General features: G+C 68.0%; 20 protein-coding genes and 2 tRNA genes. 3 read left to right on the top strand and 19 right to left on the bottom strand.

The features are described 5' to 3' along the window. Positions 1–10: 10 nt before the first annotated feature. The 7 genes from EYE40_RS00955 to EYE40_RS00925 all read right to left on the bottom strand — a co-directional run bounded on the left by EYE40_RS00955 (position 11) and on the right by EYE40_RS00925 (position 12,196). Positions 11–5,563, bottom strand: coding sequence for an Ig-like domain-containing protein (locus EYE40_RS00955; protein ID WP_130980189.1), 5,553 nt, complete (start codon positions 5,561–5,563; stop codon positions 11–13). 109 nt (positions 5,564–5,672) lie between these two features. After that, the gene (locus EYE40_RS00950) at positions 5,673–7,337 is read right to left on the bottom strand and encodes a serine/threonine-protein kinase (RefSeq protein ID WP_130980188.1); all 1,665 of its coding nucleotides are present in this window, start codon (positions 7,335–7,337) and stop codon (positions 5,673–5,675) included. Beyond that, complete coding sequence (locus tag EYE40_RS00945) at positions 7,337–8,425, bottom strand: FHA domain-containing protein (RefSeq protein WP_130980187.1); 1,089 nt, start codon at positions 8,423–8,425, stop codon at positions 7,337–7,339. Before EYE40_RS00945 ends, EYE40_RS00950 begins: the two co-directional genes overlap by 1 nt. 90 nt (positions 8,426–8,515) lie before the next feature. Further along, positions 8,516–9,202, bottom strand: coding sequence for a hypothetical protein (locus EYE40_RS00940; RefSeq protein WP_130980186.1), 687 nt, complete (start codon positions 9,200–9,202; stop codon positions 8,516–8,518). Continuing rightward, positions 9,202–9,444: a hypothetical protein gene (locus EYE40_RS00935; protein ID WP_130980185.1), complete on the bottom strand. Its 243-nt coding sequence runs from the start codon at positions 9,442–9,444 to the stop codon at positions 9,202–9,204. The genes EYE40_RS00940 and EYE40_RS00935 overlap by 1 nt, the downstream gene beginning before the upstream one ends. Before the next feature lie 13 nt (positions 9,445–9,457). After that, complete coding sequence (locus EYE40_RS00930) at positions 9,458–10,567, bottom strand: TerC family protein (RefSeq protein ID WP_130980184.1); 1,110 nt, start codon at positions 10,565–10,567, stop codon at positions 9,458–9,460. Positions 10,568–10,735: 168 nt separating this feature from the next. Further along, the gene (locus tag EYE40_RS00925) at positions 10,736–12,196 is read right to left on the bottom strand and encodes a protein kinase domain-containing protein (protein WP_130980183.1); all 1,461 of its coding nucleotides are present in this window, start codon (positions 12,194–12,196) and stop codon (positions 10,736–10,738) included. 147 nt (positions 12,197–12,343) lie between these two features. Here EYE40_RS00925 and EYE40_RS00920 point away from each other — a divergent pair, with 147 nt between their 5' ends. Next, positions 12,344–12,982 (top strand): TIGR00645 family protein, encoded by a 639-nt coding sequence (locus tag EYE40_RS00920; RefSeq protein WP_240034655.1) that lies wholly within the window; start codon positions 12,344–12,346, stop codon positions 12,980–12,982. A 99-nt stretch (positions 12,983–13,081) separates the two neighbouring features. On the opposite strand, the gene EYE40_RS00915 is transcribed toward EYE40_RS00920, so the two are convergent. Next, positions 13,082–13,157: transfer RNA gene (locus tag EYE40_RS00915), tRNA-Glu, on the bottom strand. Between the two features lie 157 nt (positions 13,158–13,314). Between EYE40_RS00915 and EYE40_RS15355 the strand changes: the two genes are divergently transcribed. After that, positions 13,315–13,827 carry a hypothetical protein gene (locus EYE40_RS15355; protein ID WP_154071835.1) on the top strand — a complete coding sequence of 171 codons (513 nt, stop codon included), beginning with the start codon at positions 13,315–13,317 and terminating at the stop codon, positions 13,825–13,827. Here the strand turns inward: EYE40_RS15355 and EYE40_RS00905 are convergent. The 3 genes from EYE40_RS00905 to EYE40_RS00895 form a co-directional block, all read right to left on the bottom strand. Beyond that, entirely contained in the window at positions 13,824–14,771 is a 948-nt protein-coding gene (locus EYE40_RS00905; protein WP_130980182.1) for a diacylglycerol kinase family protein, read from the bottom strand. The genes EYE40_RS15355 and EYE40_RS00905 overlap by 4 nt on opposite strands. Before the next feature lie 61 nt (positions 14,772–14,832). Then, positions 14,833–16,896, bottom strand: a complete 2,064-nt coding sequence (locus EYE40_RS00900; RefSeq protein ID WP_130980181.1) for a copper-translocating P-type ATPase — start codon at positions 16,894–16,896, stop codon at positions 14,833–14,835. A gap of 6 nt (positions 16,897–16,902) precedes the next feature. After that, on the bottom strand, positions 16,903–17,184 hold the full coding sequence (locus tag EYE40_RS00895; protein ID WP_130980180.1) for a metal-sensitive transcriptional regulator: 282 nt from the start codon (positions 17,182–17,184) through the stop codon (positions 16,903–16,905). A gap of 59 nt (positions 17,185–17,243) precedes the next feature. Here EYE40_RS00895 and EYE40_RS00890 point away from each other — a divergent pair, with 59 nt between their 5' ends. Further along, positions 17,244–17,879: an MBL fold metallo-hydrolase gene (locus EYE40_RS00890; protein ID WP_130980179.1), complete on the top strand. Its 636-nt coding sequence runs from the start codon at positions 17,244–17,246 to the stop codon at positions 17,877–17,879. Here EYE40_RS00890 and EYE40_RS00885 read toward each other — a convergent pair. The 8 genes from EYE40_RS00885 to EYE40_RS00850 all read right to left on the bottom strand — a co-directional run bounded on the left by EYE40_RS00885 (position 17,876) and on the right by EYE40_RS00850 (position 25,513). Beyond that, a complete protein-coding gene (locus EYE40_RS00885; protein ID WP_130980178.1) occupies positions 17,876–18,853 on the bottom strand; it encodes a hypothetical protein in 978 nt (325 codons plus the stop codon). The genes EYE40_RS00890 and EYE40_RS00885 overlap by 4 nt on opposite strands. Beyond that, the gene (locus EYE40_RS00880) at positions 18,850–19,488 is read right to left on the bottom strand and encodes a MerR family transcriptional regulator (protein WP_161972328.1); all 639 of its coding nucleotides are present in this window, start codon (positions 19,486–19,488) and stop codon (positions 18,850–18,852) included. Before EYE40_RS00880 ends, EYE40_RS00885 begins: the two co-directional genes overlap by 4 nt. 96 nt (positions 19,489–19,584) lie before the next feature. Next, positions 19,585–19,656 (bottom strand) — tRNA-Gln (locus tag EYE40_RS00875). A gap of 30 nt (positions 19,657–19,686) precedes the next feature. Beyond that, complete coding sequence (locus EYE40_RS00870) at positions 19,687–20,889, bottom strand: MFS transporter (RefSeq protein ID WP_130980176.1); 1,203 nt, start codon at positions 20,887–20,889, stop codon at positions 19,687–19,689. After that, positions 20,886–21,767 carry an NAD(P)/FAD-dependent oxidoreductase gene (locus EYE40_RS00865; protein ID WP_130980175.1) on the bottom strand — a complete coding sequence of 294 codons (882 nt, stop codon included), beginning with the start codon at positions 21,765–21,767 and terminating at the stop codon, positions 20,886–20,888. Before EYE40_RS00865 ends, EYE40_RS00870 begins: the two co-directional genes overlap by 4 nt. 11 nt (positions 21,768–21,778) lie before the next feature. After that, positions 21,779–23,266, bottom strand: a complete 1,488-nt coding sequence (gene gltX / locus EYE40_RS00860) for a glutamate--tRNA ligase (protein WP_130980174.1) — start codon at positions 23,264–23,266, stop codon at positions 21,779–21,781. Between the two features lie 40 nt (positions 23,267–23,306). Then, the gene (locus tag EYE40_RS00855; RefSeq protein ID WP_130980173.1) at positions 23,307–24,287 is read right to left on the bottom strand and encodes a YeiH family protein; all 981 of its coding nucleotides are present in this window, start codon (positions 24,285–24,287) and stop codon (positions 23,307–23,309) included. Beyond that, entirely contained in the window at positions 24,284–25,513 is a 1,230-nt protein-coding gene (locus EYE40_RS00850) for an MFS transporter (protein WP_130980172.1), read from the bottom strand. Before EYE40_RS00850 ends, EYE40_RS00855 begins: the two co-directional genes overlap by 4 nt. Positions 25,514–25,515 lie beyond the last annotated feature (2 nt).

Below are 25,515 nucleotides of genomic sequence, written 5' to 3'. Positions count from 1 at the left end.
AAAACTGGGGTCAGCAGGCGGGAGGGTTGCCGTTGACGGTGATGGTATCGCCCTTGACGAGCCAGCCCTCACCGCGCGTGTAGCCGTCGCCTTCGAATTCGTACCAGGGGCCGCGACCGCTCGACGTGTTGTAGGTCGAGTAGCAGAAGACCGTGATCGCGTTGTTGACGAAGCCGTGCGCCGACGAACAGGTGGGTCCGCTCGGGTTGTAGTGGGATGCGGAGAGCCCACTTCCACTCCGTCTTTCCGGGCACGAACCCGCACCCGCATTGGCACTCCATGACGTGGGGGCGGGAACACCGGGAGTCGTGACCGAGCGGCTCGCAGAATTGCTCACGCCGCCGACCGTCGCGGTGACGGTGAGCGTGTAGCTGCTGCTCGCGCCGCCGGTGAAGCTGAAGGTGTGCGGGGCGTTCTGGTTGCCGCTCGGACCGCCGCTCACGCTCCATGAGTAGGTGGGATTGGCGCCGCGCGCAGTCGCCGCCGTATACCCGCCGTTGACCGTGTAGTCGCCCGGTCCACCGGGTGCCGACAGGGTCACTCCCGGCTGACCCGGCTTGGGCGTCGCGCCACCGGATCGACCCGAGGGGTTTGAGTCACCACCGGTCGCGAGAGCCACCACCGAGAACGTGTAGGCGGTACCGACATTGCCGGCCCAGGTCGCGTTCGCGGCGCCCGCGGTCTGTCCCGTTGCGGCCGCCGTGCTGCCCGCCCAGACCGTCCAGGTGTAGCCCGTGATCTCACCACCGTTGGCCCCCGCACCATTCCACGACATGTTGACCTGGCCGTTGCCCGAGTCGGTCGCCGAGAGGTTGAGCGCTGTCGGCGCCGTCGCCTGCCCCTTGGGGCGTGCTGCATTGCTCTCGTCGGAGATCGTGCTCGGTCCGAGCAAATTGTGCGCGACGACCCGGAAGCGGTAATCGGTGCCGTTGGTCAGGCCGGTCACCGTGTGGCTCGCGGAGTTGCCCGGCACGGTTGCCGTTCCGCCGCCCGCGCCCTGGGCCGGAGTCCAGGTCACCGTGTAGCTGTCGATGGGCTCGCCGTTGGTGTCCGGGGTCCTCCAGGTCACGCTCGCGCGCAGGTCACCCGGGGTCGCAACCGGCGGATCCACCTTGCTCGGCACGTCGCGCACCGTCAGGAGGTAGCGACCCTGAGTGTCGCGGGTCGGGTCGTCCGTCGCATCCCGAACCGTGTAGACCACGCTGACCACACCGATGAAGGTCGGCCCGGGCACGATCGTCACATTGCCGTCGGGCGTGTGGCTGACGGTCGCACCGCTTTGGGCGGCATTGTCGATGCGGGCGTCGGTGAGCCGCAGCGGCTCGTTGGTCGCGGCGAAGGGGTTGTAGTCGTTCGCGAGCACGTTGAGCGCGCCCTGCTGCACGCCGCGCTTTCCCTTGGCGGCGTCCTCGACCGGCTGCGAGAGCGGCTTGGTCGAGCGCACCGTCGACACGGTGACGACGCCCGGCACCTCGAAGTCCTCGTACTTGATCACAAAACGCAGGGTCGTCTTCTGCCCCGGCTGCACACCGCGGTCCGACCTGATGAGCAGATTGCCACCGCTGATGTTCGCCTGGATCGCCGAGGTTGCGCCGCTCAGTCCCTCGTAGCGCAGCTGCCCGATCACCGAAGGATTGGGGTGCGAGCTCGAGGCGCGCAGGTCGACGGTGGTCTCCGGCTCGCCCGCCTCGATCGTCACGTTCTGGGTCGTGAACTCGGGCGGGGTGTCGGTGAAGTTCGGGTCACCGACGCTGAAGCCGAAGACGATGGTCGCCTTGTTGCCGTTGATGTCGTCGGCATCCTTGCCGTCCGTCACCTCGAAGGTGATGGATGCCGCGCCCCGATAGTCCTCGAGAGGAGCGAAGCGAATCGTGCTCTTGTCGACATACGGGCTCGAGCCGTCGCTCCGTGGCGCCTTGACCGTGCTCTTGGCCGTGATCACCGCGGGCCGACCGGAGGGGACGACGAGCAGGTCTTCGAGCTTCCACTCCGTCTCGCTGTTCATGTCGACGACGACATCACCGAGGTCGGTGCGTAGGTACGGCGGTGGTGAATAGCTCGCGCTGACCTTGGGCGGGATCACGATGAACGCCGTGCCGCTGAGGTTGTCCTCTTCGTTGGTCACGCGATAGGCCACTGCCGTGCGCAGCTCCTGCGGCGTGACCGAGACGGTGCGGGTGTCCTGGTCGAAGGTCGCGATATCGGCGTTCGGGCCCTCGAGCGAGATGATCAGGTCTTCGTCGAGACCCGACGGGTTGGCGATGAGACCGTCGAGGTCGACCACCACGGCGTCGCCCTCGAGCACGTCGTCGATCGGCACGTAGTAGTCCTCGGCCGTCGGGTAGATCGGCTTGGCGTCCTTGGTGACCCGAACCTGCAGGAAGGCCTGGTCAACGCCGCCCTTGCCGTTCTCAATCTGGTACCGGATCGAGAAGGTGCCCTCGACGTCGGGCGCCTGCAGTACGACCTTGTTGCTCTTCGAGACCCGGGCGTCGATGCCCTTGTCCACCTCGACGAGCGGGTCGGTCACCGAGAGCGAGGCGCCGTTCGGGTCGGAGTCGTTGAGCAGCACGTCGACGGACGCGGTACGACCCGGACGGATCTCCACACTGTCGTCGACGGCGTTCGGCGGTTCCTTCGACTCACCCTGCGGGATCACACCGATCTGGATCACGCCCTGCGCCTTCGCGCCGAAGGTGTCCTCGACCTCGTAGCGGATGGTGTCCGTGCCGGTGTTCGTGACATCGGCCTTGTAGATGAAGGAGTTCTCGGTCTGCTCGCTGGGCACGCCCTTGGTGGGCGGCTGTACGAAGCGGGTCAGCATGACCGAGTCGCCATCCGGATCGATCGTGTCGAGCGGGATGGTGATGAGCACCTTCTCGCCTGCGAACACGCGCGCGGTCTGCGGTTCGGGCAGCGGCGGCTGGTTGCTCTCGAGATCGGGAGCCTTGACGACGAAGGTGACGGTCGCGGTCGCGGACTCACCGAACTTGTCTGTCACGCGATAGACCGCGGTGTAGTCACCGGGTTCGCGCGGCGCCTGGTAGCGCACGTTCTTGCCGTTGACGAAGGCGAGGCCGCCACCGGTGTTGCTCACGTCGACGAGGTCGGGGTCGAGGATCAGCTGCGAGTCATCGGGGTGGTAGTCGTTGCTCAGAACGTCCACGCTCACGATGTCGCCGGCGCGCACGCTCACCGCCTCGTCCATCGCGACGGGAGGCTGCCGGTTGACGATCGGAGCGACCGGCACGACGGTGACCCCCGCGAGCGCCGTATTCGCACCGTCGGAGATCGTGTAGGTGAACTGGGTCTGTTCCGTCAAAGCAGAGGATGACGTGATGCGGATGTTCGTGTTGTTCAACACTTCGACCGAGAGTCCGGTCGCCGTGCTGTCGGTGTCGGTGCCCTGGATGGCCAGCACCAGGCCGGTGGGCGAGACGTCGTTGGCGAGCACCTTCACGACGGTCGGCTCGTTGGCCCGCAGGTAGGCGGTGTCCTTCACGGCGATCGGCGGCAGGGGTTCTTTCGGCTCCTCGCGCACGTCGACACGGACGAGCCCGATGCTCGACTTCGCTCCCGCGCCCACCCCGTAGAAGAAGTAGTAGGTGCCCGCCTTGGGGGCGGAGAAGCCCACGGTCTGGCGCTCGAGGTTGGGTGAGACAGTTGCGTTCTTCGGCAGCTTGTCGACGTTCAGCAGCACGAGGTCCTCACCCGAGGGCGTGACGTCGTTGTCGATCGGCTTGATGACCACCGTCTCGTTCACAAAGACCTCGGCGTAATCGGGAGTGCCGATCGGCGGGAGGGTTCCGGGTGCCTTGACGTCGACGAGGAAGGTGCCGGTCATGGTGAGGTCGCCATCGCCGACGACGAGCCGCACCTCCTTCTCACCCAGCTGGGAGGACTTGCTCTCGAAGGTCAGGAAGCCGTCGGGGGTGAAGCGCACGTCGTCGCCGCTCACCGGGGCGGCAGAGATGAGCGTCAGGTCGTCGCCGTCGGGGTCGATCCAGTCGGTGAGCACGTTGTAGTTGATGGTGCCGCGTGCCTCGACGCTGACACTCGTGGTGCGCTTCTCCTCGGGTGCCGTATTGGCGGCGGCATTCGGCACGACCCGAAGGGACACGTAGGCCTCAGCGACGCCGTCCCGCCCGTCGTCGACCGTGTAGCGGAACGAGGCGGTGGAGGTGCCCTCGGCCGGAGTGAACTGCAGTGCGCGGCCACCGTCGATGTAGTCCAGCACCCCAACGCTCTCGTCGAGGGCGCTCGTCGCGGTGATCGTGAGCACATCGCCATCGGGGTCGGTGTCGTTCTCGAGTACCGGCAGGATCGTGGTGCGGCCGGGGCGCAGGCCGAACTGGTCGTCGCGGGCCAGCGGCACGCGGTTCTGGTCGGTGCGCTCCGCGAGGGTGTCTTCGAACGACTGGGTCGACGACTTCTCGTCGCCCTCCTCGGTCTCGTCTTCGAGCGGCGGGGTGACCTCGTCCCAGTTCTCGACGAGACGCATCTCGTTGTCGACCAGCCAGACGTTTCCGTTGTTCAGGTTGTTGAGTGCGATGACCGACTTGTTGACACGGAACTCGACGATCGAACCCTGGGTCGGCTGCGGGATCTTGTCGGATACGGCCTTCTCGTCGTCGCAGGAGAGCAGGTACTGCTGCGCACCGCCCCACGCGCCGTGCGCGCAACCGTCGAGCCAGACCGGCGAGGAGACGCCGTTCGGGTCGACGAGCGGGCTGTCGATCGGCGCCTTGGAGAGCTCGGGGGTTCCGCCGCCGAGCGGCACGCGCAGCAGTCCGTCGCCGGTCGCGACGATCACCTGGTCATTCGGCTTGCCGGGCTGCTGCAGCTTGAGGCCGGTGTTCTCGCCGAGCTCGGTGCGGGTGCCGTCATCCGTCACCAGCACGTTCTCGTCGGTGTCGAGGATCACCGCACGCTCGCCCACCGCGGTGAGCTGGTGGGCGGCCCCGAACTCAAGCTGGCGTTCCGTCGGCTTCGCCCCGACGCCATCGATGGTGAACAGTGTCTGGTCGGTGCTGGATGTCGCGAACACCCGTCCCTCGGGCGACACCGTCACCCGCGCGCCCTTGCCCAGTTCAACGGCCGGCGGATCGCTCGGGCTGAAGTCGAGCCCGTTCGCCACGTCGACGACCCACAGCTCGCCCTTCGCAGGCGAGAGGATCGCGAGGCTCGTGCCGCCCAGCACCACAGTGGAAGAGGCGGGCAGGTCGACGCGCTCGACGAGGCGCGTGAACGCGGGATCGATGCGTTCGAGCGACCCGGAGACGTTGTCGACCAGGAAGACGTTGGTGCCGTTCTGCACCACGTCGAGCCCGTTCGAGGCGGCGGAGACCGCGCCGTTGAGCTCCTCGATCTGGCGATTGAGGCGGCCGGCCAGGAACTGCTCGCCATTGGTGACCCACACGTCACGGGTAGTGAGGTCGACGTCGGTGATCGGGAAACCCTCGTGCAGCACCGCGAAGGTAGTGGGTACACCGATGACGACGAGGATCGCGGTGGTGGACGCTATCGCCTTACGGCTGCGCTTCCACCAGTTCGAGACAGCCACCGCCTAGAGCTCCGAGTTCCGTGTGACCCCTACGGGGGTGAGACCAGTCGTTCTCACCTTAACAGAATCATTCCTTACAGCGGGACAGGAGCGGGCTGTCAGGAAGGCGCTACTCGGGGTAGCAGATCTCTAACGGGACGGCCGAGAGATCGCCCGCACGGGTGATGTACACCTCGATGCACTGGCGCTGCCCGGCCGCGAGTCCGTCGATGGTCACCGACGCCTCGGCGAGTGGCATCAGGCTGCCCGGCTGTTCCGAACGCGCATAGCGGTAGGTGTCACCATCGAGCGGCTCGGGGTTCGACCAGGAGTACGTGACGCTCGTGCCGTTCGCGGACGGGGTGGCCGTGCCATCCACGGGCTGCGGCACGATCTCGCCACCGATCGCAGAACCCGGTCCGCCACCAGGCGGGGTGTTCGACGGCTGGGTCGCCTCGCGCAGGCCGCCGCCCGCGCCGAGGATCGCCGCCGTGACAACGCCACCCACGATCAGCACCGCGGCGGCCGACACAAGCCCGACGACGAGTCCCCGCGTGGATTTAGGTGCACTGGATGCCGCGGGCACAGGTTCCGCGACAACCGGCGCCGGGCGCGGCCGCACGATCGTCTCCTCGTTACCGGTGAGGGAGGCGGAGCCGGTGAGCGAGGGTTGGGCAGGCGCGACCGGAGAGGCGGGCACCGCCGGCGGGGCGATGACCGTGACAGGCCGGATACGAGTCTCCTCGTCCTGCTGCGGGGACGGCGCCTGCGCGTTGATGGTCGACACCGAGCGCACGCGGGTCTCGTTGTCGTCAGCGCCCGGTGCGGGATCGGCGACACGGGGCGCCTGCACGATGTCCAGATTCGGCACCTCGATGCCGGTGGGCGTGTAGCCGAGCTCGAGCTCCACCCGCTGCAGCGCGCGGGCGAATTCGACGGCGCTCGCGAAGCGGTCCTCGCGGCGTGTCGCCATACCTTTCTGCAGCACGGCGAGCAGGGAGCGTGGAACGTCATCCCGATCGATCGGCGTGATCTGGCCGTGCTCGATGCGCGACACGAGGTCGAGAGCGCCGTTCGACTTGCCGAAGACCTCGAACGGCGTGCGGCCGGCGAGCAGGGTGTGGATCGTGGCGGCAAGCGAGAACACGTCGGAGCGCACGTCGGGTTGCGGGTCATCCTCGAACATCTCGGCGGGCGACCACGGGATGCTCATGCCGACCGACTGGCTGCCGGTCTCGCCTGCCGCATTGGAGGTGCCGGTCGAGTCGATGTCGCCGACCGCGGCCCCCACGGTCGGAAGGTCCTCATCGACCGCCGAGGCGATGCCGAAGTCGGTGAGCGCGGGCCAGCCGTAGTCGTTGGTGAGCACGTTCGCGGGCTTGATGTCGCGGTGCAGGATGCCCGCGGAGTGCGCCGTCGCGATTGCGCTCGACAGGCGTACGCCGGTACGGAGCGCGTCGGCCACGCTGAACGGCTCGCGCTTGTACAGCTCGGCGAGACTTGGGCCCGAGCAGTACTCCATCACGAAGTAGGGCCGGCCGTCGCGCGCGACATCCGCGTGGTAGATCGTGACGATATAGGGATGCGCGGACAACTGCGCCATCAGGTTCGCCTCGGCGACGAACGCCGCGCGGCTCGCCTCCCCGAGTTCATCGGAGAGCAACACCTTCACGGCAACCCGCCGCTTCGGGAGACGCTGCTCGTAGAGGAACACGTCGGAGAATCCGCCCGCGCCGAGCAGTCGAACGTGCTCGTAGCCCTCGATTGCCGGAGGCGAGGAGGGCGCGCGGCGCATCAACGCTCCTGCACGGTGATCGTGATGCCGCCGCCGAGATCGACGACCGTGCCAACGAGCACGGTGGTCGGCTCGCCCTGGCGCAGGCGCTGCGGCGGGCGTCCCGGAATCGCGATGGAAGTGCCGTTGCGCGAGTGCAGGTCGGTGACGGTGACCGAGTCGCCCTCGACGGCGAAACGTGCGTGATTGCGCGAGATGTCCTCATCGCCCGGGATCGGCACGAGCAGCGGGGACTCCCCCGCACCGCCCGGCATCACACTCGGCGCGCGTCCGACGACGATCGGGATCTCGAGATTCTCGGTGAAACCGGTCGAGAACTGCAGGCTGTAGCGCGGCACGCTCGGAGCCGCGGGTGCGACCGGAGCCGTGGTGCGGCGCGAGCGCAGCTGGGCACGGTCGACGCTCATGATGGTGGCGCCGTCGTGGTCGGGATCCTCGACGGGAACCGGCGCGACGTGCGTGCCGTTCGCGGGCGCGATGCGCGGCCGCACGATGGTGGCGTCGAACGGGTCGTCGGTCGGCGCCTCGGCGGCAGCGCGCTCGGCGCGGCTCGGCATCACAACCGTGTGGTCGTCGAGCTCCTCGGGATCCTCGGGCTCGGGGGCTGGCAGCGCGGCCTCCACGACCGGCACGGCGACAGCGCCGGCGACCTCGAGCGTCACCGAGGTCGCCCACGCCGCACCCGTGCCCAGCGGAAGCGGGGCGCCCGTGGCATCCCCGGTCGTCGTCACGGTGAATCGGCTGGCGGCCGCAATGCTGCGTTCGACCCAGGTGCTCGCGCTCGAACCGTCGATCACCACCGCGCCCGCGGGCGTCTCGACGCCGAGTGATGCCGCCCCGCGCACGATGCAGAGCAGGGCGAGTGTGTCTGGCGCCACACCGGGCGTCCAGGAGACGAGGGCGAACGACGGCGTCGCACCGAGGCCGCTCGCGGTCAGCTCGTCGAGCACGGCCTGCGTGCCATCGACGGCGAGCTGCGTCCAGATGCGGTCGGCGGATGTCGCGGCGCCCGCCTCGACGAGCAGCACACGGTCGGCCGTGGCAAACGCCAGCCAAGTCCGCTCGGCGGTCGGAGCGTAGTGGAGCATGGTCCAAAGCTCCTCAGCCTGGCTGGTGGAAAGGGATCGTACAAAACGGGTTCCAGACTAAGGGAACAGCGGGGTGCGACCCAAGTTGCCTCAGGCGAACACCCGTTTCACCATGTCGGACGTGTAGCCGTACGGGCCCTGGCCGTACCAGCGGGTCGCGAACCAGAGCCCGTCGCGCAGGAAGTGCGACTCGCCGGTCTTCGTTCCGTCGGCGTCCGTGCCCTCGGTCACCCAGCGCTGTCCACCGTTCTCGCTGAGCCGGGTGAGCCCGAGCTGGCTCGCCCGCTGTTCGACTGCGGCAGCGAGCTGCGGCGTCGCCTCGGCCACAACCGTGAGCACACCGCTCTGCTTGCCTCCGGCCGAGTCCAGCCAGACGCACTCGATGAGCGGCCGCTGGAGCATCAGCTCGCGCAGGGTCTGGTCACCCGAACCACTGTCGACGATGTCGGCCGGGGTCGCCTCGAGCTGCAGGCGCAGACCGGCGTCGATGAGCGTGCCGACCATGGCGGCGCTGTACAGCCCACTGCACTCATTCGGCACCCGGCTGTCCCGTTCAGGAACTACTGCGGTCGAGGTGGGTCGCGGCGGCGGCGGAGAACTCGCCGACCCGCCAGGGCTGGCCACCGGCGTGGAGTGACTCACCCGGAACTCGACGATCTGCGTGGCTCCCAGGAGCGCGAGGCCGTCCACAATGACGGCCGCACAAACGGACACGATCCAGGCGACGACGACGCGGCCGCGGCTGGGCCGGGCGTGCGCCACGGCGACGTCGGCCATCAGCCCCTCCCGCCCAGCTGGAGCGGCCAGAGCAGCGACGCGATCAGCATGACCGCAGCGATCACCAGACTCCCGACGAAGATCGCCGTCGGCCACGGGTAGCGGGCGAACAGCCGATCCGATCGGCCGAGCACCCGCCCGCGGTGTTTGTCGCCCTCGGCGGCGTCGAAATCGGTGAGCCAGTCCAGATCCCCGGGCGGCACCGGCGGCTCGTCGTGCTGGACGTCGGTCGGCGGTGCCATGGGCTGCTCCTTGCTATTCGGGGGTGGTCGACTTGTCGGGAGAAGTGGATGAAGCAGTGGCGTCGGTAACGGCGGTCGCGGAGGTGCTGCCGTCGCCGGGGGTCGGCTCGTCGGCTGCTGTGGCCTGCACGGGCGCGGGCGCGCGCCGGGCATCCACTCGCAGCTTGACGAGGCTCGCGATCGTCGCGATGGCCATCGAGGCGAGGATGACGCCGAGCGAGGTCCAGGTGTCGATCTCGGGCGCCCACTCGATGTGCTGGCCGTTGTTGATGAACGGCAGCTCGTTCTCGTGCATCGCGTGCAGCACGAGCTTCACACCGATGAAGGCGAGGATGAACGCGATGCCGTACTTGAGGTACACGAGCTTGTCGATGAGGTCGCCGAGCAGGAAGTACAGCTGTCGCAGGCCCATCAACGCGAAGACGTTGGCCGTGAAGACGATGAACGGGCTCTGGGTGATGCCGAAGATTGCCGGGATCGAGTCGAGCGCGAAGACGAGGTCGGTGGTGCCGAGGGCGATGAACACCACGATGATCGGCGTGAACACCTTCTTACCGTCGATGACGGTGCGCAACTTGCCGCCGTCGTAGACGTCGGTGATCGCGATGCGGCGACGCAGGAACGCGATGAGCTTGTTCTCGGTCTCCGCCTCGTCATCGTGGTTGGTGAACGCCTGGTTCGCGGCGGTGTAGAGCAGGAACGCGCCGAAGATGTAGAAGACGAAGCTGAACTGCTCGATGACGACGGCACCAAGGATGATGAAGATGCCGCGGAAGATCAGGGCGAGGATGATGCCTACCATGAGCACCTCCTGCTGGTACTTCCTCGGCACCGAGAAGCGCGCCATGATGATGACGAACACGAAGAGGTTGTCGATCGACAGGCTGTACTCGGTCACCCAGCCGGCGATGAACTGCCCGGCGTGCTCCGCATCGCCGATCACGAGCATCAGGCCCGCGAAGATCAGGGCCAGCAGCACGTAGAAGCCAACCCACAGCGCAGACTCACGGGTCGAGGGGATGTGCGGGCGCTTGTAGGCGAGGATGAGGTCCGCGGCGAGGATCAGCAGGAGAACGACGAACGAGCCGATCTCGAACCATGCGGGCAGGGCGAGGGTTTCCATGAAATCCGTTTCGGGGAGGAGTGGGCGTGCAACAGCTCGAAAGTCTCTCCCGCAACCACAGAAGTGATTGCCGCCGTGTCCGGGGCCGCTGCGCTGCAACCCGTGTTGACGTTCACGGCGAGGTGGGATACTCCCCTTCGCCCTTCCAGCTTACCGGCTCCGCGGCCGCTATCCGGTGCGTCCGGCCAACTGTGCGTCAAGCCTCAGCTCGAGGTCGTTCATGACGAGAGCCGCGAGGTCCTCGAGGGTGGCGATGTCGTCGGCAGAGAAGGTGCGCGGAGTGGCATCCAGAACACAGAGCGTGCCTAGCGCGAAGCCCTCGCGGGTTCGCAACGGAGCGCCGGCGTAGAACCGCATGCCTGAGTCGAGAGTCAGCTGGTTGTCGCGCGAGCGCGGGTCGAGGTGGGTGTCCTCGATGACGAGCGGGGTGCTGCGTTCTATCGCGGTCGAGCACAGCCCGGGCTGGCGCGGCACCTCGTCGAGGTCAAGGCCCAGATTGGTGCGAAAACGGATGACGTCGCGCTCCACCGAGCTCACGAGCGCGACCGGGGTGCCGAGAAGGCGTGCGGCAAGGCCGGCGACCCGCTCGATCGTCGAGTCGGCGACACCGTCGAGGGAGCCGTAGCGCTTCACCGCGGCGAGCCGCGCCTCCTCCCGCTCCTCCGCGGTCGGGAACTGGCTCACCGAGACCTGCTCGGTGGTGAGGATGGCTGGCACGGTCAGCTGCGTCGCGGACGAGACGACCACCGGCATCGGCTGGGTGTTCGCGGCACGGTGCTTGCCGAGCTCCTCGACCACGAGACTGCGCAGGGACACGATCACATCGCGCACCCGCGGACGGTCGGCGGGCTCGCGGGCGGTCATGGCGGAGAGCAGCACGTCCCAGCCGAACGGGAGAGTGTCGGGGATGCGGGGATCGCGGGCCAGGCGCTCTGAGACCGACTCCAGCGGCTGGCCGGGGAAGGCGAGCTCGCCGGTGAGCGCCTCGAGCAGCACGAGACCGAGCGAGTACACGTCGCTCGCCGGGGTCACCGGCTCACCCCGCGCCTGTTCGGGACTGAGGTATGCGGCCGTGCCCACCGTGCGCCCGTTGATGATCGCCTCCTGCGCCCCGCTGAACACGGCGATGCCGAAATCGGTGAGCTTGGCGCGCGGTCGAACGTCATCGTCGCTGTACTCGACCAGCAGCACGTTCGCCGGCTTCACGTCGCGATGCACCACGTCACGCGAATGGATGTACTCGAGCCCCTCGGCGAGGTCGAACCCGAAGTAGGCGACCTGGCGCGGAGACAGCGGGCCTTCGAGCAACTTGCGGCGCAGGTCCGTGCCCTGCACGTACTCCATCACCAGGAAGATGTGCGGGTCATCGGGCGTGGAGTGGTCGACGCCCGCGTCGAGCAGGGGGACGAGCGCATGGTGGGTGAGGCTCGCGAGCACCTTGAGCTCCTGCTTGCCCACCTCGATCTGGCCCGGCGCGGTGGCCTGGAAGATCTTCACCGCGACGTCGCGGTCGAGCTGTTCATCCCGCGCTCGGAAGACGGAGGCCATGCCGCCTCGCGCGATCAGCTCGGTCGGTCGGTAGCGCTCGCGGAGGAGGATGCTGCCGGGGCCGCTGGTGGGTGTGTCCATCGGGCGGTCCCTTCTCGCTGAGACTGGTCGGTCTTGTATATCCTTCATCCTGCTGGGTGAATAGTGCAAACCCTTGCGTTTGGATGCGCTGCATGTCGTAATAGTCGGTCAGCCGAACCCCCAGACAGCGCACTCTAAGATCGCTGTGTGAGCGAGATCCCTACACCCAGCCCCCGCCAGTTCCGCGACCAGTCACCGTGGGTGGCCGGCGTCGGCTACCTCATCTTCTTCAGCCGGTGGCTGCAGGCGCCCCTCTACCTCGGCCTCATCGCCGCCCAGGTCATCTACGTCGTGGTCTTTATGACCGAGCTGTGGCACCTCGGCGAAGAGGTCTTTGGCGGCCTGTTCACCGGCGAGGGCATCCATATCGACGAGGCGGACATCATGCTCGCCGTGCTCGGCCTGATCGACGTGGTCATGATCGCGAACCTGCTGATCATGGTCATCATCGGCGGTTACGAGACCTTCGTCTCCAAGATCAAGATCGACGGACACCCCGACCAGCCCGAGTGGCTCTCCCACGTCAACGCGAACGTGCTCAAGGTCAAGCTCGCCATGGCAATCATCGGCATCTCGTCGATCCACCTGCTCAAGACGTTCATCGCGGTACACGACCTCTCCGACAGCAACCCCGCGACCGAGGACGGCACCACCTATACGTCGGACGGCGTGTTTTGGCAGGTCATGATCCACCTCGTGTTCATCCTGTCGGCCGTGGCCCTCGCCTGGATCGATAAGATCTCGCAGTCCGGCCCGCACCCGCGCGCCATCCCCGCGAGCTCGTAGCGCGCAGAACGTCACGAAAAGCAAAAAGCCCGTTCTCGGACAATCGAGAACGGGCTTTTGCTGTGTTTGTGACAAACAGGTTTGTGACAAACACGGTGTTGGTGACCCCAACCGGATTCGAACCGGTGTTACCGCCGTGAGAGGGCAGCGTACTAGGCCGCTATACGATGGGGCCGTCAGAGCAACTAGACGAGTATGCCATATGACTGGCGCCCTCACCAAAACGAGCGTGGGTTTCCCGATCGACACCCCAGAACGCGGGGACGATATCCGCTCGCGCTCCGGTTACGATGACAATTACACAGCTCTGTTACGTCATCCGAAGAGGAACCATGCGATCCGCCCTGCGCCACTCAGTCATCGTCAGCACGCTCGCCGCAGCGGCAGTGCTCCTCTCCGGGTGCTCCCTCCTCGGACTCGGCGAGATCGAGCGCGACGCGAGCGGCCAGGTGCTCGAGAGCACGGTCATCGACTCCCCCGACCTGCTGCCGGGCGACTGCTTCTCGTACATCGGTGACGGCACGGATCTCGCGACGGTCACCGTCATCCCCTGCACCGACGATCACACCTCGAAGGTGCTGGCCGAGGGCCAGCTCACGACCGCGCAGGTCGAGGCGGCCGGTGGACTGCAGAACGCGGTCTCGGGCGCGTGTGACGAGCCGTTCACGACCTTCAAGACCGCCCTCACCGAGAGCGGGCTGAAGACCAAGCAGCAGTTCTTCGTGAGCAAGCAGACCGTCGACGAGGTCGAGGTGCAGGCCTACTCCTGCGTCGCGCTCGACCCGAAGGCCCCCGAGGCGGCTCCCACCGATGTCGAGACCGGCGAGGCCGAGACCACCGACTAGACGGTCGACTCCGTGCTCTCGGCGGCCAGCACCCTCAGCGCCCCGGGCATCATCTCGATGTCGATAGGCAGGGGTCCGACCCTCTCGCCATCCGCGTAGGCGACGACACCCTCCGCCTCGATCACGACGCGCCTGGCCCGGTGCACGGCGACCCGCGGGTCGCTCAGGTGCTCGCCCTTGAACACGCGCGGGAAGACCCTGAGGAACGCCGTTCGGGACAACGGCTGGACGACGAGCACGTCGAACAGGCCGTCATCCAGAATCGCGTTCGGGGTGACCTTCATGCCGCCGCCGAGCGAGATGTTGTTGCCGACCGAGACGAGCGCGGCCTCGGTCACCGTCTCGACACCGTCGAGCACCAGGCGGTAGCGGATCGGCCGCAGCTTCACGAGCTCGATGCCGAGGGCGAGCAGGTAGCGGCTCGGTCCCTTGGGGTGGCGCAGGATGTTTGCGCGCTCGTTCACGATCGCGTCGAACCCGGCCGAGAGCACACACGCGAACCAGGTCGTGGTCGGCTCGCCCGTCTCGTCGTTCTCGTGGTGCACGAGCCCCGCGTCGATGATGCGCGGCGGCCTGCCGAGCGCGTCGACGAGGTACTCGATCGCAGCCTCGGTGTTGCCGATCGGGATGCCCAGCCCTCGCGCCATGTCATTGCCCGTGCCCGACGGCACGATGCCGAGAGGCACGCGCGTCTTCGCGACGAGATTGGTTCCGAGGCTCACCATGCCATCGCCACCGACCACGACGAGGGCATCGGGTTTGGCGGCAACCGCCCGGCGGCCCGCCGCGACGAGCTGTTCGAAGTCGGGCTCGGTCAGGCTCGTCACCTCGTGGCCCAGTGCGCGGAGCGTTGCCACGACGGCCGGCCCGACCTCGCGCCCCTTGCCGAACGACGCTGTGGGATTGATCGCCACCACAATGGACAGGGGCTTCTTCGCGGGCATGGGGATCATTATGCCGCTGTCGCGGAACCCGGGCGCGCGGCTCGGGTGCGGCTGCCGTTCACTAGAGCTTGAGCCTCCGCAGCAACTGGGCATTGAGCGCCACCACGACTGTCGACGCCGACATGAGCACCGCGCCGAGCGCGGGCGACAGCAGCACCCCTGCACCGAACAGCACGCCCGCAGCGAGCGGAATGCCGATCGCGTTGTACCCCGTCGCCCAGAACAGGTTCTGCTGCATCTTGCGGTAGGTGGACCGACTCAGCGTGATCGCCGCGAGCACACCGCGCGGGTCGCTCGACGCGAGCACGATGCCGGCCGATTCGATCGCGACATCCGTGCCCGCACCGATCGCGATGCCGACGTCGGCCTGTGCCAGGGCCGGAGCGTCATTGACACCGTCGCCCACCATAGCCACCCGGGTACCGTCCGACTGCAGCTTCTTCACCACGTCGGCCTTCTGGCCCGGGAGCACCTCGGCGAAGATCTCGGTGATGCCGAGCTTCGCGGCGACAAACGCTGCGACCGCGTGCGAATCGCCCGTGAGCATCGCAACGCGGATGCCGCTCTTGCGCAGCTTCGACACCGCCTCGACCGACTCCGGGCGGATCACGTCGGCGAGCGCGATCGAGCCGAGCACGCCCGACTCGTCCACGACGAACACCACGGTCTTGCCCTCGCCGGTCGCGGCGCGCGTCGAGTGCACGAGATCGACCCCGATGCTGAGACCTCGCTCGGTCACGAGGCGCTGGCTCGCGACGGTGACGCGACGATCGCCGAGGTTCGCCTCGGCGCCACGGCCCGCCAGGTTCGCGAACTGTGTTGTGCGCTCGATCCTCAGCTTCCGCTCCTTCGCCTCAGCGACGATCGCCCGTGCAATCGGGTGTTCCGACTTTGCTTCGATGGATGCCGCGAGCGCGAGCACCTCGTCCACCTCGAGCCCGGCTGCCGCTGTGACCTGCGCCACGCCCTGGCGACCCTCGGTCAGCGTTCCGGTCTTGTCGAACAGCACCACCTGCACGGTGCGGGCGTCCTCGAGGGCTGAACGGCTGCGCACGAGGAGGCCGTTCTTCGCCCCGATCGCGGTGGAAAGCTGCGCGACCAGCGGGATCGCGAGTCCGAGTGCGTGCGGGCAGGCGATGATGAGCACGGTTACGACGCGCTCGATGACGAACGCCGGGTCATCGGGAGAGATGAGCGCCCAGGCGATCAGGGTCAGCACGGCGGCGCCGAGCGCGATGTAGAAGAGCCAGGCGGCTGCCCGGTCGGCGAGCACCTGCGCGCCGGACTTGCTCGCCTGCGCCTCGGCGACCAGCTTCATCACGCCCGCGATCGCCGTGTCCCCGCCGGTCTTCGTGACCCGCACAGTGAGCGAGCCGTCGCCGTTGATGCTGCCCGCGATGACCGATGCGCCGACGGTCTTGCCGACCAGCGTCGACTCGCCCGTGAGCAGCGCCTCGTTGACCTCGGATTCGCCGTCGGTCACCTCGCCGTCCGCGGGGATCGCCGAACCCGGTCGTACGAGCACGAGGTCGCCGACCTTGAGCTCCGAGACCTTCACGGTCATCTGGTGGTCCCCGTGCATCATCGTCGCTTCGTCGGGGATGAGTTTTGCCAGTTCACCCAGCGCGTTCTGCGCGCCCATGATCGCCGACATCTCGATCCAGTGGCCGAGCAGCATGATGGTGATGAGGGTGGCCAGCTCCCACCAGAAGTCCATGCCTGGGAAGCCCAGGGTAACCGCGAGGCTGTAGCCGAAGGCGACCACGATCGCGAGCGAGATGAGGGTCATCATCCCGGGCTGCTTCGCCCGCAGTTCCTGCAGGCCGCCTTTCAGGAAGACGAGTCCGCCGTAGAAGAACAGCACGATGCCGAAGACGGCCGGGATGTACTCGCTGAACGGGAAACGCGGCCCGCTGAGACCGAGGATGTCCTGCAGCCCGTGCGAGAAGACCATCGTGGGAATCGTGAGCACGAGGCTCAGCCAGAACTTGCGCTTGAACTGAGCGGGGTCGTGGTGCGAGTGGTCGCCGTGCCCCGCATGCTCGTCGTGGTCGTGGTGCTCGTGCCCGGTCGCTGAGCCTGTCGAAGCGTGGTCGTGCTCCATCGTGGAATGGTCGTGTGACATGGGTGCTTACTCTCCGCGGTTGTTGTTGAGTTCGTAGACCTTGAGCAGCTCATCCACCGCGTGCTCCTGCTGTTCGCCGCCAGCCGCGAACATGTCGCTCACGTGCGTGCGCAGGTGGTTCTCGACGAGCAGCTTGTTGAGGCTGCGCAGCGACTTCTGGATGGCGAGCGACTGCGTGATGATGTCCATGCAGTAGTCCTCGTTATCGATCATCTTCTCGAGGCCTCGCATCTGGCCCTCGAGGATGCGAGTGCGGTGGAGTGCGCGCTTCTTGATATCTGCGATCATGCCCAACAGCATACCCCCCGGGGGTATTCCGCGCCAGCGCTCGTCGATAGGCTTCGACCATGAAGCTCACCAAGCACGAACACGCCTGCCTTGTCCTCGAGAAGAGCGGCGACGTGCTCGTCGTCGATCCGGGCAGCTTCACGATGCCCCTTGACGACCTGCGTGGCGTCGTTGCAATCGTCATCACCCACGAGCACCCCGACCACTGGACCCCGGAGCAGCTCGACCGCATCCTCGAGGTGAACACTGATGCGAGGATCTTCGGCCCGGCCGGAGTTGCGGCCGCGGCATCCACCTACAACATCACGGTGGTCGCAGACGGCGACACCCACGAGGTCGGCGCCTTCACGCTCGCCTTCTACGGGGCCAAGCACGCGATCATCCACTCGAGCATCCCGGTCATCGACAACGTGGGCGTGCTCGTCGACGACACGCTCTGGTACGGCGGCGACTCCTTTACGATCCCGCCCGTGCCGGTCGACACCCTCGCGGTTCCCGCCGGCGCGCCGTGGCTGAAGATCGCCGAGAGCATCGACTACACGATCGCCGTCGCCCCGAAGCGCTCGTTCCCGACCCACGAGATGGTGCTCTCGGTCGCTGGAAAGACCATGTCGAACGGTCGCATCGAGGCGGCAACGCGCCAGGGTGGCGGGGAGTTCTTCCCGCTCGAGCCCGGCGAAACGCTGGACCTCTAAGCGGGGTCGGCCACGGCTGGCGCCGACCGAGTCGGCGCGAACAGCACTGCAATAGCTGCGACGAGGGATGCAACAGCCACCGCGACCCCCGCGACGAGCACGGCGCCCGAGGGCTGCACGATGGACTGCCCGCTAAGCGCCTGCCAGGTCAGCACAGCCAGCGTGGAGCTGAAGCTCACGATCGCGACGAGCACCAGCCGCGCGCGCACCCGGCCGTCGGCGAGCCGGGGGACCCGGCTCGCGAGCAGCTCGAGCCCCACGACGAGCAGCGGGAATACCTGCAGCGCGTGCATCCCGACGAAGTGCGGGATGCGGAGGTCACCGGCGACCGTGCTCCAGCCGAGGAGGAAGAGGCCGGGTCCACCGTCGGCCACACCCACGGCATGAGCTCCGGCGATGCCCTGGAAGCTGGCCAGCTGCTGGGCGCTCGGCGAGGTCATCAGGAATGCGAGGCCCATCCCGATCACGGCCAGAACGGCGCCGGCTCGAATAGCGAGGCTTCTCGCGGGATCACCGAGGTCGGTGCGGAGCAGCGCGATTGCGGCGACGAGCGTCATCGCCCAGACGACGACGATCGATACCGCCATCGTCGACCACAGGGCGGCATGGAAGGGGGTCGAGACGTTGAAGTGGCTCGTGAGGCCCGCGGCCGCAGCGCCCACGATGATGACCATCTCGATGACGAGCCCGATCACGCTGACCGTGCCGATGATGCGGCCGAGGCGGGCGCGTTTCTGCAACAGGCCGATCACCCACGACAGGGAGACCGCATATATGCCGACCGAGATCGCGAATTTAAGCGGCTTGATCCAGAGGTTCACGCCGAGTACCTCGCGAGTGTCGACGAGCGAGCCGACCAGTGCGATAACCGCGAGCACCCCCATTGCGGCGGCGAGCCACAGCAGGGGTCGGTGCCAGGTGCTGGTGGCCGGGATGATGGTGGGTGAACGAGTGATGGTGGCGGTGGTGGTCATTGCGCTTCCTCGCATTCTGAACCGGTGGGGTCGAAGAGGGTGTGTGATCGCTGCTCCTGGGCGATGCGGCGGAGTCCGGCAAAAAGAGAATCGCCGAGCACGGTGCCGACGACGACGGTCTCGACCTGGGTCGAGCGATCGGGTGACGCGATGACCGAGTCGAGGTCGGCGGCCGCGACTATCTCGGCTGCGCGCAGGTACTCCCCCGCCGTCTGGCGCAGGTGGCCGAGGCCGAGGCTCTCATAGCGGGAGAGCACGCGGGCAGCGGTTGCACGTCCGGGATTGTTGGGGTCGATGCGCCAGCCGCGCTCGGCGATCAGGTCATCGATGGCTCGGGCGGAGGCCGCGTCATCCTCGTCGGGAAGAACAGCGGGGAGCGCCTGCTGGGCGATGCCGAAGGCCCAGTCGAGCGGAAGCTCCGTGTTGTCGATGGCGGCGAGTACTGCCCGCACGGCGGTGACGCTCAGGCCGCCGACGTCGAGCAGGGCGCGCACGAGCCGCAGCCGATCGACGTGACTCTCGTCGTAGGCGGCCTGGTTGGGGCTGGTGCGCTCCCCCGAAGCGAGCAGTTGCTCACGCAGGTAGAACTTGATGGTCGGTACAGCGACGCCGCTGCGCTCGCTCAACTCTGCCATTCTCATAATCGATAGTGTAACTATCGATAGCGGTTGTGTCTATAAGTAGGCGGACAACAAAAAAGCCCGCTCGATGAGCGGGCCTTGTCAGGAAAGCTGGGGTACCTGGACTCGAACCAAGAACAAAAGAATCAGAATCTTCCGTGTTGCCAATTACACCATACCCCACCGGTTCCGGGCTAAGCCCGGGCCGACTGTCTACTTTAGCGCATCTATCGGCACTCGCGAAACGCGCCCCGGCAGTACCGCGAGCGAGCACGCTGCGGTGACCGTGACCGCCGTCAGAACCATCCAGAGAATGGATGTCCCGCCCGCGACTTCCGCGATCAGTCCCGCAGCGACCGTGCCGCCCGCCGCGCCCACGTTGATGGCGGACACCGCCCACGCGTTCGCCTCAGTGAGCTCCTGCGGCCGCGTGATCTTCTGCACGAACTCGAAGACCTGGGCGAGGGTGGGCGGCAGCATGACCCCGGCGAGCACAGCGAGCAGCACCCAGACGATCTCCGGCGCCCCGAATAGGGCGAGTGGCAGGTAGCCGAGCGCGAGCAGCGCGCCGTAGCCGGCCAGCAGGCGGTACGGCGGCAGTGCCGAGGGGCGCAGCGCTGAGACCGTGGCCCCGATGAGCGCACCAACGGCGTTCGCAGAGAGCGCCCAGCCCGCCAGTTCCGGCAGTCCGCGCTGTTCCCCGTAGGCCGTGACGGCGATGGTGATCATGCCGAGCGGAAAGCCGACCCCGAATTGGAACAGCACCACCCGGCGGAAGACGCCGTCGCGAACGGGCGACCGGCGCGGTCCCGACTCCACAGCCACCGGCTCCATCGTGCGGGAGAACCGGTCGAGGGCGAACGCGAGCGTGCCGCCGAGCCCGAGGGCTGCGGCGAAGAGCAGGTTGCCCGTGGCGCCGAAGGCGGTGATACCCAGCACGGTGAGCAGGGGGCCGGCGATGAAGACGAGCTCCTGGGCTCCGGCGTCGAGGCTGAAGGCGGCCTTGAGTTGCGGGCCATCCGGCACCAGCCTCGGCCAGAGGGATCGCAGCGCGGGCTCGAGCGGTGCCGTGGCGAGCCCGGACAGCAGGGCGCCGGCGAGGCCGAGAGCCGGGGCATCCGCTGTGCTGGCGGCCATAACGACGAAGCCCGCGGCACCCGCCACGCCGGAAACGACCAGCACGAGGGTCTGCCCAGCCGAGTCGATCCAGCGGCCGAGCAGCGGCTGGCCGATCGCCCCCGCGACCACGTAGACCGCGGTCATGGAGCCTGCGAGCGCGAAGTCGCCGCCCTGAAGGCGCACGAGCTGCACGATGGCGAGCGCCGCCATCGCCGTAGGCAGGCGACCGACGAGCGAGGTGACGAGCAGGTAGACCGTGTGCGGCGTGCGGAGAACGCTGCCCAGCGGTGACGTCACGCGAGCAGGTCGCGATTGACCGCGGACGCCACGCGCGCGCCGGCACCGGCCGCGACGATGAGCTGCTGCGGTCCGGGCGCGGTCGAGTCGCCCGCGGCGTACACGCCGGGCACACTCGTGCGTCCGGAGTCGTCGATCTCGAGCCAGCCCTCGGCCGTCGTCGCGAGCCCGAGGGATGCCGCGTAACCCAGGTTGGTCGAGTACATCGGCCGCACGAATGCCGCGCTGCGAGGGATGACGTCCCCGTCGGCCAACACGATCCCGCTGAGGCCGTCCCGGTCTCCCGCGACATCGGCCACTGCACGTCGATCGACGCTCACGCCCCGTTCAGCGAGCCGGGTCTCCTCGTCGGCGGTTATCCGACCCACAGCGTTGGTGAAGACGATGAGGTCGCGGCTCCACTGGGAGATCAGCAGCGCGCGCTCGGCCAGGTCGTCCGTCTCGCCGATGAGGGCTATGGGGGCGTCGGCGTACTCGTAGGCGTCGCATTCCACGCAGCTGTGGATGCTGGTGCCGTAGAACGTGCGCAGGCTCGGCAGGGCGGGGAACTTCTCGGTGAGACCCGTCGCGATGACCACGGCGCTGGCTTGGTACGAGGCCCCGGCGGTCACCACGAAGCCGGGCTCGATGGCGCTCACCACGGCCTTCGCGAAGGTGGCACCCTCGTAGGCCTCGAGCTCCTCGCGGCCGAGGCGGCGCAGCTCGAGCGGCGAGATGCCGTCCCGCGTGACAAAGCCGTGCGAGGCGAACGTCGCCGCATTGCGCGGACGGTTGCTGTCGAGCACAAGCACCTTCCGGCGGGCGCGCACGAGGTTGAGCGCGGCGCTCAGCCCCGCGGGGCCGGCGCCGATGACGACGACGTCGAACTGCTCGGTCACAGGCCGCTCCGTCACAGCACGGCGCGCAGTCTCGCGAGTCGCGCGAGCGACGACTCCTTGCCCAGCAGCTCCATCGACTCGAACAGCGGCGGGCTGATGCGCTTTCCGGAGATGCCGGTGCGCAGCGGGCCGAACGCGTTGCGGGGCTTGAGGCCGAGCCCGTCGATGAGCGCGGCGCGCAGGGTTGCCTCGATCTCGTCGTGCCCCCACTCCGCGAGCTGCTCGAGCGCTGCGATCGAGGCGTCGAGCACGTCGACTGCTCCATTACCGGGGAGGGCGTCGGCGTCAAACTCGAGAGCGTCATCCGACGTGAACAGGAAGGCCAGCAGGCCGCCCGCCTCACCGAGCAGCTGCATGCGCTCCTGCACGTAGGGCGCGATGCCTGCCAGCAGGTGCTCGTGCTGGGCGTTGCCCGCCTCGAAGCCCGAGTCACTCAGGTACGGCACCAGGCGGGCCGTGAACTCCTCGACCGGCAGCAGTCGGATGTGGTCGCCGTTCAGCGACTCGGCCTTCTTCTGGTCGAAGCGCGCGGGATTCGGGTTGACGTCGACCACGTCGAACGCGGCGACCATCTCGTCGATCGAGAACACGTCGCGGTCGTGCGTGAGCGACCAGCCGAGCAGGGCGAGGTAGTTGATGAGACCCTCGGGGATGAACCCGCGGTCGCGGTGGTGGAACAGGTTCGCCTCGGGGTCACGCTTCGAGAGCTTCTTGTTGCCCTCCCCCATCACGTACGGCAGATGTCCGAAGCGCGGGATGACGTTCGCCACCCCGACCTCGATGAGTGCCGTGTACAGCGCGATCTGTCGCGGCGTCGACGAGAGCAGGTCCTCGCCGCGGAGCACGTGGGTGACACCCATGAGCGCGTCGTCGACCGGGTTCACGAAGGTGTACAGCGGGGCGCCGTTGGGGCGAACGACGACGAAGTCGGTGAACGATCCCGCGGGGAAGGTGATCTCGCCGCGCACGAGGTCGTCGAAGCTGAGGTCGGTATCCGGCACGCGCAGGCGCAGGGCGGGCTCGCGGCCGTCGGCCTTGTAGGCGGCAACCTGCTCGGCGGTCAGCTCGCGCTCGAAGTTGTCGTAGCCCTGCTTGGGATCGCGACCGTTGGCCACGTTACGGGCCTCGATCTCTTCGCCGGTCGCGAAGCTCTCGTACAGGTGGCCCGAGGCCTTGAGCTGCTCGATGACGCCGAGGTAGATGTCGGTGCGCTGCGACTGGCGGTACGGGCCGTGCGGGCCGCCGACGTCCACGCCCTCGTCCCAGTCGATGTTCAGCCAGCGGAGCGCGTCGAGCAGCTGCTCGTAGCTCTCCTCGCTGTCGCGTGCGGCGTCGGTGTCCTCTATGCGGAACACGAGCTTGCCACCCGTGTGACGCGCGTAGGCCCAGTTGAACAGGGCGGTGCGGATGAGCCCGACGTGCGGGGTTCCGGTCGGCGAGGGGCAGAAGCGCACGCGCACGTCGGCGCCGGTCGCGGTGCTGAAGGTAGGAGTAGACATCGCGAGCAATCTTACCGGCGACGACCCGCGCATCCCGAGTTCAGCTGAGGTGCACGAGGGCGAGCGCGAGGCCGAGGATGAGCAGCCACGAGACCACGCCCGCACCCACCGTGCGGGCACCGCTTCGGGCGAGGGTCTCGAGGCGCAGCGATGCACCGATCGCGAACAGCGCGGCAGCGAGCAGCACCGACTGCAGCAGGTCGGCGATCGCCAACACGGCTTCCGGCACTGGCAGGACGCTGCGCACGAGCACCATCGCGATGAAGCCCACGATGAACAGCGGCACGATCGGCGGTCGCTTCGTGCCGTCTTGCCGCGCCGGTGCCGTGAGGGCGGCTACGGCAACGATCGGGGCGAGCATCAGCACGCGGGTCAGCTTGATGACGACAGCCGCGGCGAGCGCGGCCGCGCCCGCGACCTGCGCCGTCGCGACGACCTGCCCGACGTCGTGCACACTCGCGCCCGTCCAGCGGCCGAAGTCGACCGCGTCCAGCCCGAGCAGCGGTGCGAGGGCCGGCAGCACAACGATCGCCGCGGTTCCGAGCAGCGTGACGAGGGCGATGGGCGGCCCGGTGTCCTTCTCCGAGGATCCACGCGCCGCCGCCATCGCGCCCACCGCGGAGACCCCGCAGATGCTGAAGCCCGCCGCGAGCAGCAGCGGCTGGTCGCCGCCCAGCCGGAACGCTTTGGCGACGAGCCAGGTCAGGCCGAACGAGAGCAGCACGAGCACCACGATGCCGAGAATCGCGACCCAGCCGAGGGCGGCGATCGCCTCAAGGCTGAGCTTCAGCCCGAGCAGCACGATACCCACCCGCAGCGGGCGCCGGGATGCCACGGCAAGCCCCGGCCTGAGCGCACCGTCGAGGGCGACTCGCGCGCGCGGAACGCATCCCGTGATCACACCGAGGACAAGAGCCACGGTGAGCCACGGCACGACGGGGACGACGAGATGAACGATGTAGCCCGCGCCCGCTGCGGCAAGCGCGACCGCGAGGCCGGGAAGCCAGGCGGCGCGGGTCATGCGAGGTCGCGGCGAGAGCGCAGCACCAGGCTCGCCACGACCACCACGGCGACGAGCACGCCGCCCGCGATCGAGAGACCCGGGTATCCGGATGCCGCGAGCACCGGGCCCGCGAGCGCTCCACCGGTCGCGCCCGCAAGACTCATCACGAGATCGTTGCGGCCCTGGTTGCGCGTGCGCAGTGCGGAGGGAGTGGACTCGGTCACGAGCGCGGATCCCGCGATGGTCGCCGCGCTCCATCCGAGCCCCACGAGCGCGAGCCCCACCGTCACCCACAGGTGCGAGTCGGAGCCGAGCGCGGTGGCCAGCACACCGAGGGCGAGCAGCCCCTGGCCGATGAGCACGGTCTGCACCTTGCCCAGGCGGTCGGCGAGGATTCCGAAGACCGGGGAGAGAGCGAACATGCCGGCGACATGCAGGCTGATCGTGATGCCGACGAGGGTGAGCGACGCCCCGTGCTCGGTGAGGTGCACGGGCGTCATCGCCATGATCGCCACCATGACCGCGTGACTGCACGAGACGGCGACCACCGCGAAGATGTAGAACCGGCGCGGCTTGCCGTCCGACTCGGCCGTCGTCTTCGTCGCGGTGAGGCTCAGCTCGTTCGCGAGCAGTAGCGGGTCGGGGCGCAGCACCGTGAGGTACACGACCACGGCGACCAACTGGGTGAGCAGCGTGAGCACAAACGGACCGGTGAGGTGCGGAAGGCCGAGGGCGAAGCCGAGCGCCTCCCCCGGCTCGAGCAGGTTCGGACCCACCACGGCGCCGATCGTCGTCGACCAGACCACGACGGAGAGGTCGCGGCCGCGGTGCTCGGGAGCCGCGAGGTCCGTCGCCGCAAAACGCGCCTGCAGGTTGGCGGCGTTACCCATGCCGATGAACGCGATGCCCACGAACAACAGGGGAAGCGAGGGGACCGCCGCCGCGAGCACCGTGAGAGTCGCCCCGACCGCAGCCAGGGCCGCGCCCGTGCTGAGCGAGAGGCGGCGTCCCGAACGCTGCGCGAGGCGGGCCAGCGGGATCGCGGCCAGCGCTGCACCCAGCGTGCTCATGGTCGAGGCCATGCCCGAGAGCGCAGGTGTGCCCGACAGCTCGGCGAAGAGCAAGGATCCCATCGACACCGTCGCACCGAACCCCAGTCCGCCCAGGATCTGGCACGCGACCAGCGCGAGCAGGGTTCGACGGTGCACGGCCCGAACCCGGGCGCGGGCATCCAGTGCCGACATTG

Origin of the sequence: Glaciihabitans arcticus (genome assembly GCF_004310685.1) — a bacterium.
GTDB lineage: Bacteria > Actinomycetota > Actinomycetes > Actinomycetales > Microbacteriaceae > Conyzicola > Conyzicola arctica.
The sequence above is the reverse complement of the archived record's forward strand: the minus strand, read 5'-3'. Positions and strand labels throughout refer to the sequence as shown.

Excerpts from the sequence above, each read along its gene's own strand:
- gltX (WP_130980174.1), bottom strand. The coding sequence starts at position 23,266 with ATGTCTACTCCTACCTTCAGCACCGCGACCGGCGCCGACGTGCGCGTG.
- EYE40_RS15355 (WP_154071835.1), top strand. The coding sequence starts at position 13,315 with ATGCGATCCGCCCTGCGCCACTCAGTCATCGTCAGCACGCTCGCCGCA.
- EYE40_RS00935 (WP_130980185.1), bottom strand. The coding sequence starts at position 9,444 with ATGGCACCGCCGACCGACGTCCAGCACGACGAGCCGCCGGTGCCGCCC.
- EYE40_RS00925 (WP_130980183.1), bottom strand. The coding sequence starts at position 12,196 with ATGGACACACCCACCAGCGGCCCCGGCAGCATCCTCCTCCGCGAGCGC.
- EYE40_RS00905 (WP_130980182.1), bottom strand. The coding sequence starts at position 14,771 with ATGCCCGCGAAGAAGCCCCTGTCCATTGTGGTGGCGATCAATCCCACA.
- EYE40_RS00950 (WP_130980188.1), bottom strand. The coding sequence starts at position 7,337 with ATGCGCCGCGCGCCCTCCTCGCCTCCGGCAATCGAGGGCTACGAGCAC.
- EYE40_RS00945 (WP_130980187.1), bottom strand. The coding sequence starts at position 8,425 with ATGCTCCACTACGCTCCGACCGCCGAGCGGACTTGGCTGGCGTTTGCC.
- EYE40_RS00880 (WP_161972328.1), bottom strand. The coding sequence starts at position 19,488 with ATGGCAGAGTTGAGCGAGCGCAGCGGCGTCGCTGTACCGACCATCAAG.
- EYE40_RS00885 (WP_130980178.1), bottom strand. The coding sequence starts at position 18,853 with ATGACCACCACCGCCACCATCACTCGTTCACCCACCATCATCCCGGCC.
- EYE40_RS00900 (WP_130980181.1), bottom strand. The coding sequence starts at position 16,896 with ATGTCACACGACCATTCCACGATGGAGCACGACCACGCTTCGACAGGC.
- EYE40_RS00930 (WP_130980184.1), bottom strand. The coding sequence starts at position 10,567 with ATGGAAACCCTCGCCCTGCCCGCATGGTTCGAGATCGGCTCGTTCGTC.
- EYE40_RS00850 (WP_130980172.1), bottom strand. The coding sequence starts at position 25,513 with ATGTCGGCACTGGATGCCCGCGCCCGGGTTCGGGCCGTGCACCGTCGA.
- EYE40_RS00855 (WP_130980173.1), bottom strand. The coding sequence starts at position 24,287 with ATGACCCGCGCCGCCTGGCTTCCCGGCCTCGCGGTCGCGCTTGCCGCA.
- EYE40_RS00895 (WP_130980180.1), bottom strand. The coding sequence starts at position 17,184 with ATGATCGCAGATATCAAGAAGCGCGCACTCCACCGCACTCGCATCCTC.
- EYE40_RS00940 (WP_130980186.1), bottom strand. The coding sequence starts at position 9,202 with ATGGCCGACGTCGCCGTGGCGCACGCCCGGCCCAGCCGCGGCCGCGTC.
- EYE40_RS00890 (WP_130980179.1), top strand. The coding sequence starts at position 17,244 with ATGAAGCTCACCAAGCACGAACACGCCTGCCTTGTCCTCGAGAAGAGC.